We start from the raw sequence: 17,509 nt of genomic DNA on the forward strand, positions 1-17,509 counted from the left end.
ATGGGAGTCACCCTCGACGACGACGCTCGGCAGTACCTCGCCGCCTTCGAGGACGTAACGGGCGTGGACGGTCGGGACTGTCTCGTCACCGACGGCGGTGACAGCCTCCTGATCGTCGTCGAACGCGGCGGTATGAGCGAGGCGATCGGCCCCGGCGGGCGGACTGTCCAGCAGTTCGAAGAGCGGACCGACGCACAGGTCCGCCTCGTCGAAGACGCGGACGAGGCGGAGGCGTTCGTCGCGAACGTCCTCGCACCGGCGGCGGTGTACAACGTCACGATCAGCGAGAACAACGACACCGTCGCCTACGTCGAGGTCGCGGAGGACGATCGCGGCGTCGCGATCGGCTCGAACGGGCGAACGATCGACGCCGCCCGCACCCTCGCGGAGCGCCACTTCGGAATCGACGACATCCAGCTGATCTGACGGTCCTCGCTTCGAGGGCGAACGTTCGGCTCGATGCACGACCGGTGTGATTTCTGACGTTCGGTTCCGTCCCTGACCCCGTAACAGTCGCGCGTCTCGCGTTCCGTTCGAGTTTTAGAGCACGGCTCGTTCGTCGGCAGCGATTTCGTTCGACGATAAAAACGGGTATCCCGCCGCCACCTCCCCAATCCCTTACCTCGAGCCCCCTCGCTTCCCCTCGAGGAGGTCGGCAGGGACCGGACACCCACAGGGCGTGGCCTTGTGGGTGATCGGGCCGTAGCTGACGACCAGCGCGATGGGGGAATCACAGTGCGGACACCGAAGCGGCTCTTCTCCACCCGGCGAGTTACTGGCGGGGATCGAGTCCGCGTCGACCGTCAGATCGCCGAGCCCGGACGACTCGTCGACATCATCGTCGCTCATCGGCTCCCTCGTTCGGCTCGGTTCCGTTGTCGGAACGGCCACTCGAGCGCGGCGGCCAGTTGCGTGCGATACTGTCGTCGTGCGAGACGTTTATGTCTCGGTGGGAGTAAGCGAAACATGGCTTTCAGATCCCGGCTAGGGGATTGGAAGCCAGTCTCGGGTGTCCTATCACCCGGGGCACTTTCGTACGCCCCCGCTGGAGTCTGACTTCCAGCTAAATATTCGGCTGAATTCTACTTATATCTAATGGAAAATGGGAGGTAGGAAGCGGCGCTTCTATCGAAAGCTGCCATGGTGTGCATTCCGGCCGGTACTCGACAGTTCGACGCGCTTTGGTTCCGACTCGTTCGCGACCGACGGGTGGTTGCCCGTTCGCGTGCGACAGCTCACCGGTCGTCCCGCACGTGTGACAACCAAGAAACCTCTCGCCCGCCGAGCGTCGCTAACCATCGCTCCGACGGTAACTCGAGTCAGCGAAACGCCCGCAGAGTCGGCGAACAATGTGCCTAAAGCGATCTGGCGGCGTTACGGCGATTCGAAACGGGTCGCTTAAGTGCCTTCGTTGGGAAATCACCTCCATGGCAAACGGCAAATACGCCGCGCGCAAGCTCAAGAAGGACCGCCAGAATCAGCGGTGGTCCGACTCGGACTACGCGCGCCGCGCCCGTGGACTTCGCGAGAAGTCCGACCCGCTCGAGGGCGCGCCCCAGGCTCGTGGTATCGTACTCGAAAAGGTCGGCATCGAAGCCAAACAGCCCAACTCGGCGATCCGAAAGTGCGTCCGAGTGCAGCTGATCAAGAACGGGAAGCAGGTCACCGCGTTCTGTCCCGGTGACGGCGCTATTTCGTTCATCGACGAACACGACGAAGTCACCATCGCCGGGATCGGTGGGGCGAAGGGTCGTGCGATGGGCGACCTCTCCGGCGTCAACTACAAGGTCGACAAGGTCAACGGCGTCGCGCTGAAAGAACTCGTTCGCGGAAACGCCGAAAAGCCGGTGCGATAATCATGGCTGCAGAAGATCAACCGGATCCGGACGCCCCGGCCGGTGGCGCAGACGTTTCGGCGAAGCTGTTCGGCACGTGGGAGATCGGCGAGCTCGAGTACGCCGACCCCTCGACCGAGCGCTACATCACGGTTTCCCCCGTCGCTCACACCGCGGGTCGCCACGCCAGCAAGCAGTTCAAGAAATCCGAGATCTCGATCGTCGAGCGCTTCATCAACCGCTTGATGCAGACCGAGGAGAACACGGGCAAGAAACAGCAGTCGCTCAACTACGTCCGCGATGCGTTCGATCTCATCCACGAGCGCACCGAGGAGAACCCGATTCAGGTGCTCGTCACGGCCGTCGAGAACGCGGCCCCGCGAGAGGAGACGGTTCGCCTGAAGTACGGCGGGATTTCGGTCCCGAAGGCCGTCGACGTCGCCCCGCAGCGCCGCGTCGACCAGGCCCTGAAGTTCCTCGCGGAGGGCGTCTACAACGAGTCGTTCAAGACGACGACGGACGTCGAGGAGGCCATCGCCAACCAGCTCATCGGCGCGTCCAACTACGACGTTCAGACCTACGCGGTCAGCCAGAAAGAGGAGAAAGAGCGCGTCGCGGCAGCCGCACGCTAACGCGATTCGGCTTCGGTTTTCTTCGTTTTCTCCGTCGCCACCAGTGACGTCGACGAGCCAGCACGGCGGTGTTTCGATGTCGATTCGATCGGCCTCGTGCGTGCGAGTCGAGTCGAAAGGGAGTCTATCGGACCGCCGAGCGTCGCGACGCCGACACTGAGCGGCTTGGCTCGTAGTATCGACGCGGAAGCCCTGTCGTGGTGCGTTACGCTCGATCTACCGGGAGCCAACCGGACGAGTAGGTGCCGTCGTCGATGACCCATCGTTCCTGTGCGTCGCCGTTCCGTTCCCGGAGTTCGACGACCACGTCGAAAAGCGGCGACAGGGTCGGGACGATCCTGTCGTCCCGGTCTACCGGCAGGTGGTACTGGGCCATCCCGCCGACGTGCTGGGTTCGCCCGTTGATCAGGTGCAGAAACTTGAACACGCGCTGGTTTCCGTACGCCTCGAGGAGCGGGACCAGCGAGTCGATGCTGACCCTGACCTCGGCGGGCTCGAGCCCGTTCGCGTCGGCTTCGAAGGCGTCGATCGCGTTCGCGATGGCGATCCCGAGATCGGTTAAGGTGTCGACGTCCGTCGGTCCGGTTTCGCTCGGCCGGCTCGATACGGCACCGCGTGCAGCGACTGGGGGATCCGCCGGATCGTAGCTGATGACCGAGAGCGTGTCCGAGTCGACGTCGCCGACGAAGCGGGAAATGTGGTGGGGGCCGCTGGTCGTCGAGACGAGGACGCGTCGCCGGACCCGATCGCTGCCGCGGCTGAGGAGTCGCTGGCTGGCGTCTCGATGCCGGGCGGGTTGGACGGACCCGACGACGAGGACGCTCGTTCCCTGCCGTTTCAATCGCGACAGTTCGTTGGAAAACCCCTCTCCTGCCCTTCCCACGCGGTCCGTTCCCGAAAGCATCTCGTCTATGTTGCAGTAATATTGGTCCGTAAACAATAAGCGTTCGGGTCGAATTCCGTTTTTTGCAGCCTCGAGCGGTTGTACTGGCGTTTCAGCCGGGTTTGACGAATCAGTCCGCGGCACGTCCGCCGCCGCCGACGTACGAGCGCGTCGCGTCGACGAGCACCTGTCGATAGGTGCTCGTATCGGGTTCCCGTGCGAGTTCCCTGAACCGGCGTTTGAACCCCTCGAAGTCGATCTCGGGGGCGTCCATCGCGGCCGCGTGCGCGAGATCATACAATCGATGGTCCTCGTCGACGAGGTCGTGGCGTTCCGCGAGCGCCAACGCGAACGCCGCGTTGACGGCCGTAATATCCGGATCGGCGCTCGCGGAGAGCCGCTCGAATCCCGGTCCCGGCGGCGTGCCCGGCCGATCGGCGACCGCCGTCGCGAGACTCGACTCGAGGAAGGAGAGGAGCTTCTCGCCGGGGCCGACCGAGAGCGTGATGTCGTCGGCGTAGATGTCCTTCATGTGATTGGCGATCTGGTAGCAATGAGACAGTTTGCGCCGTTCGACGCTCTTGCCGGCCAGCGCGAGGTAGAGCACTTCTTCGGTCGACTGCGTGTGGGAGGGGTGTTGTTGTTCGTGGCGGGCCATGTGGGCGAACTCGTGGAGGGCGAGTTCGCGGGCCATGGCGCTCGAGGCGGCCTGTCTCGAGATGTTCAGGACGTGGCGGTCGTCGTAGTGGCCGGCCCAGGTCCGTTCGTCGGGATCGTCGCGCAACTGGACGTGGACCGGCAGCGACAGTTCCTGTTCGGTTTCGAAGAGGTCCCGGGCGCTGAGGAACGGAGAGGTCGGGCCCGGCCCCTGAACGCGGATATCCATGCGTGGCTATACCAAGAGGCCGACGGGATTTGACTCTTGCGTGCAGTTGCACGGGGTCGAACTCCCCGCCGAGACGCCGACGGCTCCCGCTCGAGGCGAGCGCTCGCCGTCACACCGGCGCGAATTATGAGAAGGGTTCACTCACTCAAATTGGATATTTCAGCGTTCGGACCGGGAAACCCGACGAATTCCGGCGGGGACGAAACACTACCCTTTTGACCCCGCTGGCGGTATTGGGGGATATATGGGCCGACGCAAGAAGATCGTCCAAGAGTGCGAACGGCTGATGGACGACCCGGAGAACATCCGGAACATCGCCATCGCCGCTCACGTTGACCACGGGAAAACGACGCTGACAGACAATCTGCTGGCCGGTGCCGGTATGATCTCCGACGAGACTGCCGGCGAGCAGCTCGCGATGGACACCGAAGAAGACGAGCAGGAACGCGGGATCACCATCGACGCGGCGAACGTCTCGATGACTCACGAGTACGAGGATCAGAACCACCTGATCAACCTCATCGACACGCCGGGCCACGTCGACTTCGGTGGCGACGTGACCCGAGCGATGCGCGCCGTCGACGGTGCGCTCGTCGTCGTCGACGCCGTCGAAGGGGCGATGCCCCAGACCGAGACGGTGCTCCGCCAGGCCCTCCGCGAGGGCGTCAAGCCGACCCTGTTCATCAACAAGGTCGACCGCCTCATCTCCGAGCTCCAGGAGGGGCCCGAGGAGATGCAGAAGCGACTCCTCTCGGTCATCCGCGACGTGAACGAACTCATCCGCGGGATGACCGAGGACATGGACGACATCGACGACTGGACCGTCTCCGTCGAAGAGGGGACCGTCGGCTTCGGCTCCGCGCTGTACAAGTGGGGCGTCTCCATGCCCTCGATGCAGCGCACCGGGATGGACTTCGCCGAGATCATGGAGCTCGAGCGCGCCGACAAGCGCCAGGAGCTCCACGAGCGGACGCCGCTGTCGGACGTCGTGCTCGACATGGTCTGTGAGCACTTCCCGAACCCGGTCAACGCACAGCCCCGTCGTATTCCGCGCATCTGGCGCGGCGACGCCGACTCCGACCTCGCCGACTCGATGCGTCTCGTCGACGAGGACGGCGACGTCGTCCTGATGGTCACCGACATCGCGATGGACCCCCACGCGGGCGAAGTCGCCAGTGGCCGCGTCTTCTCGGGCACTCTCGAGAAGGGTCAGGAACTGTACGTCTCCGGGACCGCGGGCAAGAACCGCGTCCAGTCCGTCGGCGTCTACATGGGCGGCGAGCGCGAGGAAGTCGAGGAAGTTCCGGCCGGGAACATCGCAGCCGTCACCGGTCTCAAGGACGCAATCGCCGGTTCGACCGTCTCCAGCGTCGAGATGACGCCGTTCGAGACGATCGAGCACATCTCCGAGCCGGTCATTACGAAGGCCGTCGAGGCGAAGAACATGGACGACCTGCCGAAGCTGATCGAGACGCTCCGACAGGTCTCCAAGGAGGACCCGACGATCCAGATCGAGATCAACGAGGACACCGGCGAACACCTGATCTCCGGACAGGGCGAGCTCCACCTCGAGGTCATCACCCAGCGTATCGAGAAGAATCAGGGCATTCCGGTCAACACCGGGGAACCGATCGTCGTCTACCGCGAGCAGCCCCAGGAAGCCAGCGATCAGGTCGAGGGCATCTCGCCGAACCGTCACAACCGCTTCTACATCTCCATCGAACCGATGACGGACGACCTCGTCGAGACGATCCAGCGCGGCGAGGCCTCGATGGACATGCCCGAGCAGGACCGCCGTGAGGCCCTGCAGGAGGCCGGCATGGACAAGGACACGTCCCAGAACGTCGAGCACATGCACGGGACGAACATCCTCATCGACGACACGAAGGGTATCCAGCACCTGAACGAGACGATGGAACTCGTCATCGAGGGCCTCGAGGAAGCCCTCGACAACGGCCCGCTGGCGAACGAGCCGGTCCAGGGGACGCTCATCCGGCTCCACGACGCCCGACTCCACGAGGACACCATCCACCGCGGCCCGGCACAGGTCATTCCCGCGACCCGGAACGCGCTCCACAAGGCGCTGATCGACGGGAAGATCAAGATGCTCGAGCCGATGCAGGACGTCCGTATCGACGTGCCCAACGACCACATGGGCGCCGCGTCCGGCGAGATTCAGGGTCGTCGTGGCCGCGTCGACGACATGTACCAGGAAGGGGACCTCATGGTCGTCGAGGGCATCGCGCCCGTCGGCGAGATGATCGGCTTCGCGAGCGACATTCGCTCCGCGACCGAGGGCCGTGCCTCCTGGAACACCGAGAACGCCGGCTTCGAGGTCATGTCCAACTCCCTCCAGCGCGACAAGATCATGGAGATCCGCGAGCGCAAGGGCATGAAGCTCGAGCTGCCGCCGGCGATCGACTACATATAAGTCGCTGCTGACTTCGGTTCCGAACTCTCCGGGTTTTTTCTCTCGTATCGTACGTCGTTAGCGGTCAGTGTCTTGCGTGCAGGAACTTCCGTCTCACCCACCCGAGATCGACAAAACGCTTTTGATCTCGTAAAACGAGTTTTACGGCATGGCCAAGATGATTCGCGTTCCCGACGAGTACCACGCGTGGGTGAAAGCACACAACCAGGAGGGTGAAACGATGTTCGAGACGCTTCGGCGACTGACTCGAGAGCCGGATCCGGAAGCACTTGCGGGGATCTTGTCCTCGGATGAGGTTGATGACGCACGAGAAGCAGCGGAACGGTTCGGCGGCCGAGACGAGGAGCGACTGAAGCGCGCTCGAGAGGCGTTCAAAGAGTGATTCTCGACTCGTCGTACATTTTCGATCTGATGGATGGAAGCCCGGAAGCGATCGAGAAAGGACATCGACTGACGAAAACGGGAGAGGTACAGTGGCTCCCATCACCAGTGGTCGCCGAAGTCTACTACGGTGTTGCGTATACGAAAAGCGAGGACGAACGACGGCAGGTACAGAACGCGTTACTCGGGTACCCGCGAGTCGATATCGACGAAGAAATAGCTCGTACGGCCAGTATATTGCTTGCCAGAGCCGACAGAGAAGCGAGTGGTGACAGCGGTGTCGAGACGAACGATGCGTATATCGGTGCGGTTGCCGACGTGCTTGACGATGCTGTCCTGACAGCAAACTCGACGGACTTCGAGACGCTGGACGTCGACGTAGTCACTTATTGACATTCCGAGCAGTTCCCGCTCCCCAGCACCGTCTCACACAGGCTTCTTGTGTTCCTCGAGAACTGTCTGGACTTATTCCGGTTGAACAGGTATTCTGTACTATCAGGCCGGTAGGATCTTCACGTAGAAGGGGACCATCACGAGAAAGACGAAGAACGCGACCGCCCACGAGAACAGGGCCAGCGCACCGACGACGAACATCACCCCAACGAGCAACGCGACTACTTTCTCTCGGAGATCGATATACATAGGCTTCGATTCACGTTTCAATATATAGCTCTTTTGTTGATAGAAATTCCGGGGATCGAACCGGCTCATTCGTACGACCGGCCGCAGTCGCGAGACGCCGAAATTAGGACCGGACGCGGCCGTTTCACTCCCGCTCGCCCGCTCCCAGTGCGCTTTCGCCGACCTTCTCGTGGCCCTCGATGACTTCCTTGCCGCCCATGTACGACTGGAGGGGCTCGGGGATCGTCACCGTGCCGTCCTCGTTCTGGTAGTACTCGAGGACGGCCACCATGACCCGCGGAATCGCGAGCCCGGAGGCGTTGAGGGTGTGGAGGTAGTCGGCCGATTCGTGGCGCTCGGGCCGGTAGCGCAGGCCTGCGCGGCGGGCCTGGAAGTCCTCGAAGTTCGAGGCCGAGGAGACCTCGAGCCAGCGGCCGCCCTCCTCGGGGCCGTCGTCCATGTCGTCGCCGGGGGCCCAGACCTCGATGTCGTAGGTCTTGGCGCTGGCGAAGGTCAGATCGCCGGTACAGAGCTCGAGGATTCGGTACGGGAGGCCGAGCCGTTTGAGGACTTCCTCGGCTTCATCGAGGAGGTTCTCGAGGCGGTCGTAGCTCTCCTCGGGTTCGACGAAGTTGACGAGTTCGACCTTGTTGAACTGGTGGACGCGGACGATGCCCCGCGTTTCGGTGCCGTGCTCGCCGGCCTCCCGCCGGAAGTTCGGGGTGTAGGCCTGGTGTTTGAGCGGGAGGTCGTCCTGCAGGAGGATCTCGTCGGCGTACATGTTGGTGACCGGCACCTCGGCGGTGGGACAGAGCCAGAGGTCGTCGTCCTCGTAGTCCGCCTCGTTGCTGCCGCCCAGCCGGTAGGCGTCGTCGGCGAACTTCGGCAGCTGACCCGTACCCCGCATCGCGGAACTCTTGACAGGAACCGGCGGAAATAGGTCGACGTACCCCTGCTCGCGGTGGAGGTCCAGCATGAACTGGATCAGGGCGTGCTCGAGTTGGGCGCCCTCGCCTTTGAGGAAGTAAAAGCCCGAGCCGGTCGTCTTGGCGGCGCGTTCCTCGTCGATGATGTCTAACTCCTCGCCGAGTTCGTAGTGGGGGGTGACCTCCTCGGGCAGGTCGTGGGCGTCGTCGAAGCCCCAGCGGCGGTCCTCGACGTTGTGGCGCTCGTCGACCCCCAGCGGGACGCTCTCGTGGGGGATCTGCGGGACCTCGAGCATCCGGTTCCGGAGCTCGTCCCGGAGCTCGGCGGCTTCGGCTTCGACCTCGTCGATTTCGGCTTTGAGTTCCCGCGAGCGCTGGATGGCCTCTTCCCGTTCCTCGTCCTTGCCGTCGGCGACGAGTTCGCCGATCTTCTGGGTGATCTGGTTGCGATCGTGGCGCAGGTCGTCGCCGCGGGCCTTCAGCTCCCGCCAGCGCTCGTCGAGGCCGAGGAGCTCGTCGAGGTCGACGTCGGCCCCGCGGTCGTCGAGGGCGGCGCGTACCTCGTCGGGGTTCTCGCGTAGATAGGTCCGGTCGAGCATTGGTATTGGTGGTGCGTTCTTTGCGCCCGGGCAAAACCGTGTCGGAAGGCCGCGCGGTCAGTTCGAGCCGCCGCGGCGTCACCCAGCGGGAAACGCTTTTTCGGCGGGGGGTCCTCTCTCGAGCCATGGACCCGCTCGAGGGCGAGACGTCGTCGGTGCCGATCGAGTACGAGCCCGTCAGCGTCAAGGACGTGCTGGTCGAGATGAAAGACACCGCCGAGCTGTTGATCGACCTCTCGTACTCGGCCGTCCTCCACCAGAGCGAGCAGCTCGCGACGGAGGTGCTCCGGCTCGAAGAGCGGATGGACGTCCTCGAGATGCGGGCGCGAATGAGCCTCCTGATGGCCGCTCGGAAGCCGGCCGACGCGGAACAGCTCGCGCCGGTGCTGGGGATCGTCGGAGCCGCCGACGGGATCAGCGACGCCGCCGGCGACATCGCGAAGATCGTCCTCGAGGACATGGGCCTGCCCGAAGCGATGCGGGCCGCCCTCCCCGACGCCGCCGAGGCGCTCCTCCGGGGCGTCGTCGCGGCCGACTCGTCGTACGCCGGTCGAACGCTCGCGGACATCGACCTCGAGTCCGAGACGGGCGTGCGCGTGATCGCGCTCCGGCGAGGTAGCGACTGGCTGCTCAACCCGGGGCCGACGACTCGAATCGAGGCCGACGACGTCGCGTTGCTCCGCGGGCCGGAGGCGGCGATCGGCGACGTCTGCGAGGAACTGACCGGCGAGGTATACGAGGCACCGACCGCCGAAACGCCGGACATCGACGACCTCGAGCGCGCCGTGGACACGATCATCCACATGAAGGACTTCTCCGAGCTGGCGGTCGATCTGGCCTACAGCAGCGTGCTGTTCGACAGCGAGGAGCTCGCAGAGGAGGTCCGCAACCTCGAGGTCGAGGTCGACGCGATGCAGTCCCGATTCGAAGCCTGGACGCTCCGGGCGGCCGCCGACGCCACGGATCCGGTCGTCCTCCGCGGACTGATCCAGCTGGGGAGCTGTACGGAGCGGATCAGCGACGCCGCGATCGAGATCAGCGAGGGCGTCCTCCGGGATATCGACGTCCATCCGGTCGTGCAGATGGCCGTACAGGAGAGCGACGAGATCATCACCCGGGTCGCGGTCGCCGAGGGGAGCGAGCTCGACGGAACCGCGGTGACCGCCGGCGTACCCGACGCCGAATCGACGATGTCGGTGATCGCCATCCGCCGGCCCGGCGAGGGGTGGTTGCTGGTCGCCGACGCCGACGCGGAGCTACGCGGGGGCGACGTGCTCATCTCGAAGGGGACCCGGACGGCTGCGGCGGCGTTCCGGGACCTCGCGTCCGCGTCCCCGTAACCCGTTTCGGCGCGATGGAACGCCGTCCGCCACTCGTTCGGTAAGCGTGCTAGTTACGAGCTGCAGATGCGACGAGCGCACGGTTCCTTCTCGAGTGGCCTCTGATCGACGAGCGACCGAGTCCGACCACCCCGAGTCCGCTGCACTGTATCGCCGGAACTCAGTTCAACACGACGATCGCGACCCCCGAGAGGACGATCACGCCGAGGATGTCACAGACGTTCGTGACGACGGGAATCGTCGTGTCGTCGGGGTCCAGTCCTCGCGTGTAGGAGACGTAGGTCGCGACGAGGCTGAGGACGATCGCGATCACGGCCAGCAGCATGCCGCTGACGATGGAGATGAGCACGAGATCGCGCAGTGCCATCGGTTCGGCGATGACCCGTCCGACGGCCCAGGCGGCGACGCCCAGCGCCGAGAAGATCGTCGCCGCGAGGGCCAAAATCGCCAGTATATTGGTCCACAGCACCTCGTCCCGGGGATCGAACTCGAGCAGGCCCAGATGCAGCCGCGTCGAGAGTCGCGAGGAGAGGATCGCGCCGAGGTTGCCGCCCATCCCGATCATCACGGGGACGAGTACGAGCAGCGTCGGGTTCGCGAGGTAGGTCTCCTTCAGCTCTTCGAGGATGTATCCCGACCCCATCTCGAGGACGGAGAGGACGAGCAAGATTGGAAACATCGTGCCGACGATGTGGCGGATGGACCACGAGCCGAGCGAGTCGTCGGGACCTGCCGACGCCATCAGAAGACCCCTCCCACGACCGTGATCGCGACGAAGAGGAAGATGACGCCGAAGACGTCGCCGAGCGTGGTGACGATCGGTCCGATCAGGTTGTCCGGATCGAGCCCGTGCTTGTAGCCCGCGAACACCAGCGCGAGGAGCCCGAAGATCAACGTGATCGAGGTCAGGATACCGGAGATCAGCATGATCCCGAGGAGTTCGACGAGTCTGGCCGATTCGCGGCCGAGGACCCGCAAGATACCCCACGAGAGGACCGCGATGATCACCGAGATCCCGATGCCGTTGATAAACGAGGCGGCGACGGCGTTGACGAGCCGTCGGTCCCACGAGAACGACGGATCGATCATCCCCTGATGGAGCCCGCTCGAGATGCGCGCGCCCATCGCGCCGTAGACGTTCCCCCGCGTCGCGAGGAAGGCGGGGAGCAACAGTAGGAGCCCGGGAAATCGCTCGAACCCCTCGGTCATCCCCGCCGATCCGAGGACCGAGCCCGCGAAGATTCCGCCGGCGAGACTGACCACGAGAATCGGCAGCGACTCGCGGTAGATTCGCCACGCGTTTCGGCGCGCCTCCATAGCGTCGTCTAACGGAGTCCGAACATAAACCTACCGCGGGTCGAACGCGAACGGATCGCTCGATGTCGTGTCGATTGCGACCGTTCGTGACCGATCGCTAACGGGTTTCGACCGGGCCCGTCGCGGGAAGGTCGGTTCTCAGACGGGACTGACCGTGACGAGGCCCCACGCGAGCCCGATCGCTGCGAGCGAACCGGCGAGGTTGATCGCGGCGTTGGCGACCGCGAGTGCTCGATCGCCGCGTTCGTACAGCCGGAGCGTCTCGACCGAAAAGGAGGAAAACGTCGTGAACGAGCCACAGATTCCCGTTCCGACGAGTTGGATCGTCGATTCGCCCACGCCGGCGAAGACCGCGAGGCCGAAGACGAAACTGCCGACGACGTTGACCGCGATCGTCGCGTACGGGAACCGTTCGCTCCCGGCCCGTTTAGCGACCAGCTGTGAAACCCAGTATCTGAAGATCGCGCCGATCGCCCCGCCGGTGCCGACGACGTGGGCCGGGTCGGGATCGACGGTGATGGCCGCTCGAGCGAGCAGCACGCCGGCTTCGAGTCCCTCGAGCGGTGCGCTCATGCGGTCTCACCGCCGGCGGGACGGGGGTCGTCGACTCGGCGCGCGAGCGCTCGTCCCGCGAGCACGCCGACCAGTCCGAGTCCGTAGTTCGCGGCGACGATGCCGCCGACCGCGAGCGGCGTCGCTGCGAGCGCGGTCTGCAGCGCGAACGTGCTGTAGGTCGTCAGCGACGAGAGAAAGCCCGTCGTGAAGACGAGTCGGGTCCGCGATCCGAGGTGACCCGCGTACTCGGCCTCGTAGACGACGAAGGCGAGGACGGCACTCCCGACCGCGTTGACGAGGACGATCGAGGCGACGTCCGGGAGCAGCCCCATCGCGAACGAGCGGAGGTTCGACCCGGCGAAGCCGCCGACGGCGATCAGCGCGAGCGTCTCGAGTCGGACGAGCGGGTGAGCGTCCGTCATGGCTGGGTGGTCGCGCGGGGACCGTCGGCCGACCGACGCTCGACGCGCGCTGTCATCGAATCTCACCTCTCGTGGGGTCACAATGAGGATTGCGATAGCCGCGCCGATCGAGAGCGGGCGGCGTCGAGCCGCGGAAGGAAAGACCCAAGGTTAGACTGGCTCTAAATCGAACCATGTCCGAAGACGTTGCCGCGGACGGCGGCCGGAGCGCGTTCGCGAGAGCGTCCTGGGCGAACGTACTGGGCAACGTCGTGAAGATCGTCGTCGAAGGTGCGGCGGGCTACGCGTTCGGGAGCGTCGCCCTGCTGGCCGACGCGGCGCACTCGGTCGCGGATCTCGTCGCGAGCGTCGTCGTCCTCGTCTGGGGGCGGAGCGCGTTCGACGAACCCGACGATACGCACCCCCACGGCCACACCCGAATCGAACCGCTGACGGCGCTGTTCGTCGGTGCGGTGATCGCACTCCTCGGATTGAACTTGCTCTATCGGTCGATCCAGGGGCTCCTCGCCGGACCCGACATCGAGTTCAGCGTCCTGTTGCTCGCGGCGCTCGCGTTCTCCATTGCCGATATGTATCTGGTTTACCGGTACACGATCGGAATCAACGAGCGCCTGCAGTCGACGGCGCTCGCGGCGCTCGCGAAAGACTGCCTGAACGACATTTACACCTCCGTCGCCGCGGTCGTCGGCGTCCTCGGCGTGCTGGTCGACCTCCCGATACTCGATCCCATCGCCGGCGGTCTCGTCAGCGTGTTGGTCGTCTATCAGGGCGTCGAGATCGGCCGGGAAAACGTCGACTACCTCATCGGAGCGGCACCCGGCCCGGAGAAACGCACTGAGATCACCGACTGCCTGCGGCGGCACGCGGCCGTCGAGGGGGTCCACGACCTGACAGTCTTCTACGACGGCACCGTCCTCGAGGTCGAAGTCCACGTCGAGGTCGACGGCGATATGCCGTTTCGGGACGCCCACGACATCGAGTCGGAACTGGTCGACTGCCTGCGGCGGCTCGAGAACGTGGGGGACGCACACGTCCACCTCGATCCCTCGGGAATCGGCGAGTGGAAGGAGTCGGCCGACGATCGCTGACCGTCAGTCGAGCGCCGGCTCGTCGACCGCAGACGTCGCGTGCGGCAGCGTGACGACGAAAACGCTGCCGTCCGAGCCGGTTTCGGCCAGTTCGACGCTGCCGCCGTACCTGTCCGCCAGGATGTGGGAGAGGTAGAGTCCGAGGCCGTGATTGTTCGACTTGCGCTCGAACAGCGTCTCTCTGACGTCGTCGGGGATCCCCGGCCCGTCGTCGGCCACCCTGACGGTGACCGTTTCGGGCGTCGCGTCGACGGTCACCCGAACGCGCGCCGTCCCGCCGTCGTTGTGCTCGATCGCGTTCTCGAGGAGGTTCGAAAAGATCCACGTCAAACCCTTGTTTCCCCTGACGAGTGCCGTCTCCGGGAGGTCGACCTCGAGCTCGACGTCGTCGGATCGGGCACGGAACGCGTCGATCTCCTCCGTCAGCAAGGCGGTGAGATCGACGACGGAGTAGGGTTCGGGTCTCCGATTCGCGTCGAGCATCGCCCGCACGTCCGTGATCACGTCGATGAGCTCGTCGCTCTCGCGTTCGATCGTCTCGAGGCGGTCGCGAGCACCGTCGTCGTCGCACTCCGTCCGGAGCAGCGACGCGTGACCGCCGATGATCTGGGAGGAGTTCAGCACCTCGTGTCGCAGGAGGTCGTTCAGGTAGGTGAGCAGTTCGCGCTCGTCCTCGAGTCGTTCGGCGCGGACGGTGGCGGCCGTCGCCTCGACCTCGCGCTGGATGGCCCTCGCTTCGACGTAGCCGACGGTGAATCCGCCGACAGCGCCCGTATTGATCGAGGAGTGCGCCCAGAAGACGTTCCCCGCCAGATCGTGCCAGGGAAAGAAAGCCATCGTCAGGAGGTTGAGCGACAGGAACCCGACCGCACCACCGACGAACCACTGGCACACTCGTCCGTACCGGTTCGCCTCGATCTCGCTGCGCTCGAGTCGGTAGCCGCCCCAGAGCAGCCCCAGTGCGGGACCGCCGATCGTGACGATACCGAGCAGGAAGCCGGTGAGACCGATTACCGCCGCGAACGCGATCCCCCAGGCGGCGAGGAACGCGACGGAGAGTGCACCGAACACGCTTACGAGCCGGGGGCTGTGTGCCCCCTGGAGACACGGAACGGACGGGAATGAGCGGGTTTGGTCCGGCGTATCGAGGCTCATTTCGGCGCGAGCGACAGTTGTGATTTGCGGGCGATACGGGGCATCTACCGTATCCAAGAGAGGGGGCCGTAAAGTCTGTAACGGCTCCCGACTCGGGCGAGTCACTGCGACGGGAGCTTTATCCTGTCGGATGACGGGGTACCGATATGGAAATCGGAGACGTCCGCCAGGTCACGACCGGCGACTGTTCGGATCTCTACTGCCTCGACACGGGAATGTACGACACCAGCGAGTACGGAGCCGTCTACATCCTCGACGACGACCGCCCCGCCGTCGTCGACACCGGGATCGGAACCAACTACGATCGCCTCCGCGAGGCGCTCGCGGAGGTCGGAGTCGAGCTGGACGACCTCGAGGTCATCGCGCTCACCCACGTCCACCTCGATCACGCCGGCGGGGCCGGGTTCCTCGCCGCCGACTGTCCGAACGCCGAGGTCTACGTCCCCGCGCTCGGAGCCGATCACATGGTCGATCCCTCGCGGCTGGTCGCGGGGACGAAAAACGCCGTCGGCGACCAGTGGACGCACTACGTCGAACCGGAGCCCGTTCCCGAGGAGCAGGTCGTCGCTATCGAGGACGGCGACGTCATCGATCTGGGCACCCACGAACTGCGCGTCCACGCGGCCCCCGGTCACGCGCCCCACCAGGTGGTCTTCGAGGATCCCGCGAACGACGCCGTCTTCGTCGCCGACGCCGCCGGCATCTGGGTCCCCGAAACCGAGGCGATCAGGGAGACGTCGCCGCCGTCGAACTTCGACCTCGAGCAGTGCCTCGCGGACCTCGAGACGCTGAAAGCGATCGATCCCGACGTGTTCTGTTATCCCCACTTCGGCCCGCGCTACGTCGGCGACGACGTTAAGGGGGCGCTCGCGGCGTACGCGACGGTCCTCGAGGAGTGGGTCGACGCCGTCGCGGCGAAGCGAGCGGAACTCGAGGACGACGAGGCCGTCGTCGAACACTTCGCCGAGGTGGCCGAAATGAGCGACGTCTGGGGCGAGGAGAAAGCGAGCGAGGAGGCGAAGCTGAATACGCGCGGCGTGCTCGGCTATCTCGACCACCGGGAGTAAACTGCCCCACCCTACTTCGCTCGGGGGCAATGGCCCCGCTCGCTCGTTGAGGGTGGGGCTTTCGCGTGGACTCCCGTTCTACGCCGCATCAGCGGCGGGAAGGTTGTACTCTCCACTCACGTTTAACGTCCCGCGATTCAAGCGCACGTCTACGGGTGCGCCTCCGTCGTCTGCGTTTTGCCGACGCCGGAGATACTGCAATCCGATGTTCTTCGCCGCGTTGTAGTCGGCGTGGTTCTGATAGCCGCAGTCCTGACATTCGAACTCCTCACCGTGGCGGTTGTCGTCGTGGGTAAATCCACAGGTCGAACACCGCTTTGAAGTGTTCCGTGGGTCTACTTGCACTGCTTCGACGCCCTGCTCTCTGGCTTTGTAGGCGACGTACTCGTAGAGGCGACGGAACGCCCACAGATGGTGCCACGACGCCTCTGGCACGTTCTCACGAATGTCGGTCAGGTCCTCGAACACGACGCGCGAACAGTCGTGTTCGACGGCTTCAGCCACGATTTCGTTGGCGATACGATGCAGGAATATCTCGAAGCGTCCATCTTCTTTCCGCTCGACGCCTGGTATCGCATCGTGCGCCGCCCGTGTCCCGCACTGCTGGAGGTCGCCACGCCGCTTTTCATACTCTCGCTTCCAGTGGTTGAACTTGTCTGCCGACCAGAACCGCCCAGTCGAAGCGACCGCGAGCTGATTCACACCGAGGTCCACACCGAGGACTGTTCTGTGCCCGGTGGTGTCGGTGTCGTTGCCGTCGACTTTGAGCATCGACGCATGGAGATACCAGTCGCCGTCACGTCGATGCAGTGTTGCCCGCCGAAACTCGTACTTCTCGTTGGTGACGTACTTCGTCGGCGGTACGTCGGTGTCGTCGGGAAGCAGATAGTCGCACTCGATACGTCCGTCCGGTGTTGACAGCGAAACGTGGTCACGGTGGAACGTGGCGCTTCGCTTGTCGTAGATAGCAGTATCCGCCGAGAACGTCGGACGAGACGTGTCTTGGTCGTTCTTGAGGCGTTCGACGCCGCTTTTGATGGCTTCGACGGCCTGATGAATCCCCTTTTGGACGAGATTCGCGGTCAACTCGGTGCCCTCGCGTAGCTGGTCGTACAGCGCATCTTCGGCCTTGGCTTTCGATGTGACGTGGTAGCCGTCGTCACCGTGCCAGCACCACTCGCTCGCGGTGTTGGAACAGTATTTGAACTGCTCGATAGTCTCCCGCAGATGTGTATCCGCACCTTCGGGCGTGTCGAGCTTGATAACAGCAGTACGACGGTACTCCATGATAGTTTCATATCTTTCTGTAGTTATTTAATTATTGGGGATAGAAGGGAATAATATGGCGGCAGGTCACTACCGGGTCGGCTT

The 17,509-nt window shown here is 64.4% G+C and carries 20 protein-coding genes; 9 read left to right on the top strand and 11 right to left on the bottom strand.

Features of this window, described 5'->3' with window-relative positions:
* On the top strand, window positions 1-426 hold the full coding sequence (locus tag NDI89_RS17885; RefSeq protein WP_277523464.1) for a NusA-like transcription termination signal-binding factor: 426 nt from the start codon (window positions 1-3) through the stop codon (window positions 424-426).
* Between the two features lie 192 nt (window positions 427-618).
* Here NDI89_RS17885 and NDI89_RS17890 read toward each other — a convergent pair whose 3' ends face one another.
* A complete protein-coding gene (locus NDI89_RS17890) occupies window positions 619-849 on the bottom strand; it encodes a hypothetical protein (RefSeq protein ID WP_277523465.1) in 231 nt (76 codons plus the stop codon).
* Between the two features lie 578 nt (window positions 850-1,427).
* Between NDI89_RS17890 and NDI89_RS17895 the strand changes: the two genes are divergently transcribed.
* Window positions 1,428-1,856: a 30S ribosomal protein S12 gene (locus NDI89_RS17895; protein WP_004267302.1), complete on the top strand. Its 429-nt coding sequence runs from the start codon at window positions 1,428-1,430 to the stop codon at window positions 1,854-1,856.
* A 2-nt stretch (window positions 1,857-1,858) separates the two neighbouring features.
* The gene (locus NDI89_RS17900; RefSeq protein WP_277523469.1) at window positions 1,859-2,467 is read left to right on the top strand and encodes a 30S ribosomal protein S7; all 609 of its coding nucleotides are present in this window, start codon (window positions 1,859-1,861) and stop codon (window positions 2,465-2,467) included.
* A 205-nt stretch (window positions 2,468-2,672) separates the two neighbouring features.
* On the opposite strand, the gene NDI89_RS17905 is transcribed toward NDI89_RS17900, so the two are convergent.
* The gene (locus tag NDI89_RS17905) at window positions 2,673-3,350 is read right to left on the bottom strand and encodes a DUF7504 family protein (RefSeq protein WP_308477881.1); all 678 of its coding nucleotides are present in this window, start codon (window positions 3,348-3,350) and stop codon (window positions 2,673-2,675) included.
* Between the two features lie 130 nt (window positions 3,351-3,480).
* On the bottom strand, window positions 3,481-4,236 hold the full coding sequence (locus NDI89_RS17910; RefSeq protein WP_277523471.1) for a DUF5781 family protein: 756 nt from the start codon (window positions 4,234-4,236) through the stop codon (window positions 3,481-3,483).
* 244 nt (window positions 4,237-4,480) lie between these two features.
* On the opposite strand from NDI89_RS17910, the gene NDI89_RS17915 reads away from it, so the two are divergent.
* The 3 genes from NDI89_RS17915 (at window position 4,481) to NDI89_RS17925 (ending at window position 7,441) form a co-directional block, all read left to right on the top strand.
* Entirely contained in the window at window positions 4,481-6,667 is a 2,187-nt protein-coding gene (locus NDI89_RS17915) for an elongation factor EF-2 (protein ID WP_277523472.1), read from the top strand.
* Window positions 6,668-6,815: 148 nt separating this feature from the next.
* Complete coding sequence (locus tag NDI89_RS17920; protein WP_277523473.1) at window positions 6,816-7,049, top strand: hypothetical protein; 234 nt, start codon at window positions 6,816-6,818, stop codon at window positions 7,047-7,049.
* A 29-nt stretch (window positions 7,050-7,078) separates the two neighbouring features.
* Complete coding sequence (locus tag NDI89_RS17925) at window positions 7,079-7,441, top strand: PIN domain-containing protein (protein ID WP_277523474.1); 363 nt, start codon at window positions 7,079-7,081, stop codon at window positions 7,439-7,441.
* Between the two features lie 102 nt (window positions 7,442-7,543).
* Here the strand turns inward: NDI89_RS17925 and NDI89_RS17930 are convergent, their stop codons facing one another.
* A complete protein-coding gene (locus tag NDI89_RS17930) occupies window positions 7,544-7,690 on the bottom strand; it encodes a hypothetical protein (RefSeq protein ID WP_277523475.1) in 147 nt (48 codons plus the stop codon).
* A gap of 124 nt (window positions 7,691-7,814) precedes the next feature.
* The gene (serS, locus tag NDI89_RS17935; RefSeq protein WP_277523476.1) at window positions 7,815-9,194 is read right to left on the bottom strand and encodes a serine--tRNA ligase; all 1,380 of its coding nucleotides are present in this window, start codon (window positions 9,192-9,194) and stop codon (window positions 7,815-7,817) included.
* 125 nt (window positions 9,195-9,319) lie between these two features.
* Between serS and NDI89_RS17940 the strand changes: the two genes are divergently transcribed.
* The gene (locus NDI89_RS17940; RefSeq protein WP_277523477.1) at window positions 9,320-10,534 is read left to right on the top strand and encodes a potassium channel family protein; all 1,215 of its coding nucleotides are present in this window, start codon (window positions 9,320-9,322) and stop codon (window positions 10,532-10,534) included.
* A gap of 160 nt (window positions 10,535-10,694) precedes the next feature.
* Here the strand turns inward: NDI89_RS17940 and NDI89_RS17945 are convergent, their stop codons facing one another.
* The 4 genes from NDI89_RS17945 to NDI89_RS17960 all read right to left on the bottom strand — a co-directional run bounded on the left by NDI89_RS17945 (window position 10,695) and on the right by NDI89_RS17960 (window position 12,828).
* The gene (locus NDI89_RS17945) at window positions 10,695-11,276 is read right to left on the bottom strand and encodes a magnesium transporter (RefSeq protein WP_277523480.1); all 582 of its coding nucleotides are present in this window, start codon (window positions 11,274-11,276) and stop codon (window positions 10,695-10,697) included.
* Window positions 11,276-11,851, bottom strand: a complete 576-nt coding sequence (locus tag NDI89_RS17950) for a magnesium transporter (RefSeq protein WP_277523481.1) — start codon at window positions 11,849-11,851, stop codon at window positions 11,276-11,278. Before NDI89_RS17950 ends, NDI89_RS17945 begins: the two co-directional genes overlap by 1 nt.
* Window positions 11,852-11,989: 138 nt before the next feature.
* Window positions 11,990-12,424, bottom strand: coding sequence for a fluoride efflux transporter CrcB (crcB, locus tag NDI89_RS17955; RefSeq protein ID WP_277523482.1), 435 nt, complete (start codon window positions 12,422-12,424; stop codon window positions 11,990-11,992).
* Window positions 12,421-12,828 carry a CrcB family protein gene (locus tag NDI89_RS17960; protein WP_277523484.1) on the bottom strand — a complete coding sequence of 136 codons (408 nt, stop codon included), beginning with the start codon at window positions 12,826-12,828 and terminating at the stop codon, window positions 12,421-12,423. Before NDI89_RS17960 ends, crcB begins: the two co-directional genes overlap by 4 nt.
* A gap of 173 nt (window positions 12,829-13,001) precedes the next feature.
* On the opposite strand from NDI89_RS17960, the gene NDI89_RS17965 reads away from it, so the two are divergent.
* Window positions 13,002-13,916 carry a cation diffusion facilitator family transporter gene (locus NDI89_RS17965; RefSeq protein WP_277523486.1) on the top strand — a complete coding sequence of 305 codons (915 nt, stop codon included), beginning with the start codon at window positions 13,002-13,004 and terminating at the stop codon, window positions 13,914-13,916.
* Between the two features lie 3 nt (window positions 13,917-13,919).
* On the opposite strand, the gene NDI89_RS17970 is transcribed toward NDI89_RS17965, so the two are convergent.
* Window positions 13,920-15,071 carry an ATP-binding protein gene (locus NDI89_RS17970; protein ID WP_277523488.1) on the bottom strand — a complete coding sequence of 384 codons (1,152 nt, stop codon included), beginning with the start codon at window positions 15,069-15,071 and terminating at the stop codon, window positions 13,920-13,922.
* A 146-nt stretch (window positions 15,072-15,217) separates the two neighbouring features.
* Here NDI89_RS17970 and NDI89_RS17975 point away from each other — a divergent pair, with 146 nt between their 5' ends.
* Window positions 15,218-16,138, top strand: a complete 921-nt coding sequence (locus tag NDI89_RS17975; RefSeq protein ID WP_277523489.1) for an MBL fold metallo-hydrolase — start codon at window positions 15,218-15,220, stop codon at window positions 16,136-16,138.
* A 78-nt stretch (window positions 16,139-16,216) separates the two neighbouring features.
* Here the strand turns inward: NDI89_RS17975 and NDI89_RS17980 are convergent, their stop codons facing one another.
* Window positions 16,217-17,425, bottom strand: a complete 1,209-nt coding sequence (locus tag NDI89_RS17980; protein WP_277523490.1) for an RNA-guided endonuclease InsQ/TnpB family protein — start codon at window positions 17,423-17,425, stop codon at window positions 16,217-16,219.
* Window positions 17,426-17,509 lie beyond the last annotated feature (84 nt).

Origin of the sequence: Natrinema salsiterrestre (genome assembly GCF_029502005.1) — an archaeon.
GTDB classification, from domain to species: Archaea; Halobacteriota; Halobacteria; order Halobacteriales; family Natrialbaceae; genus Natrinema; species Natrinema salsiterrestre.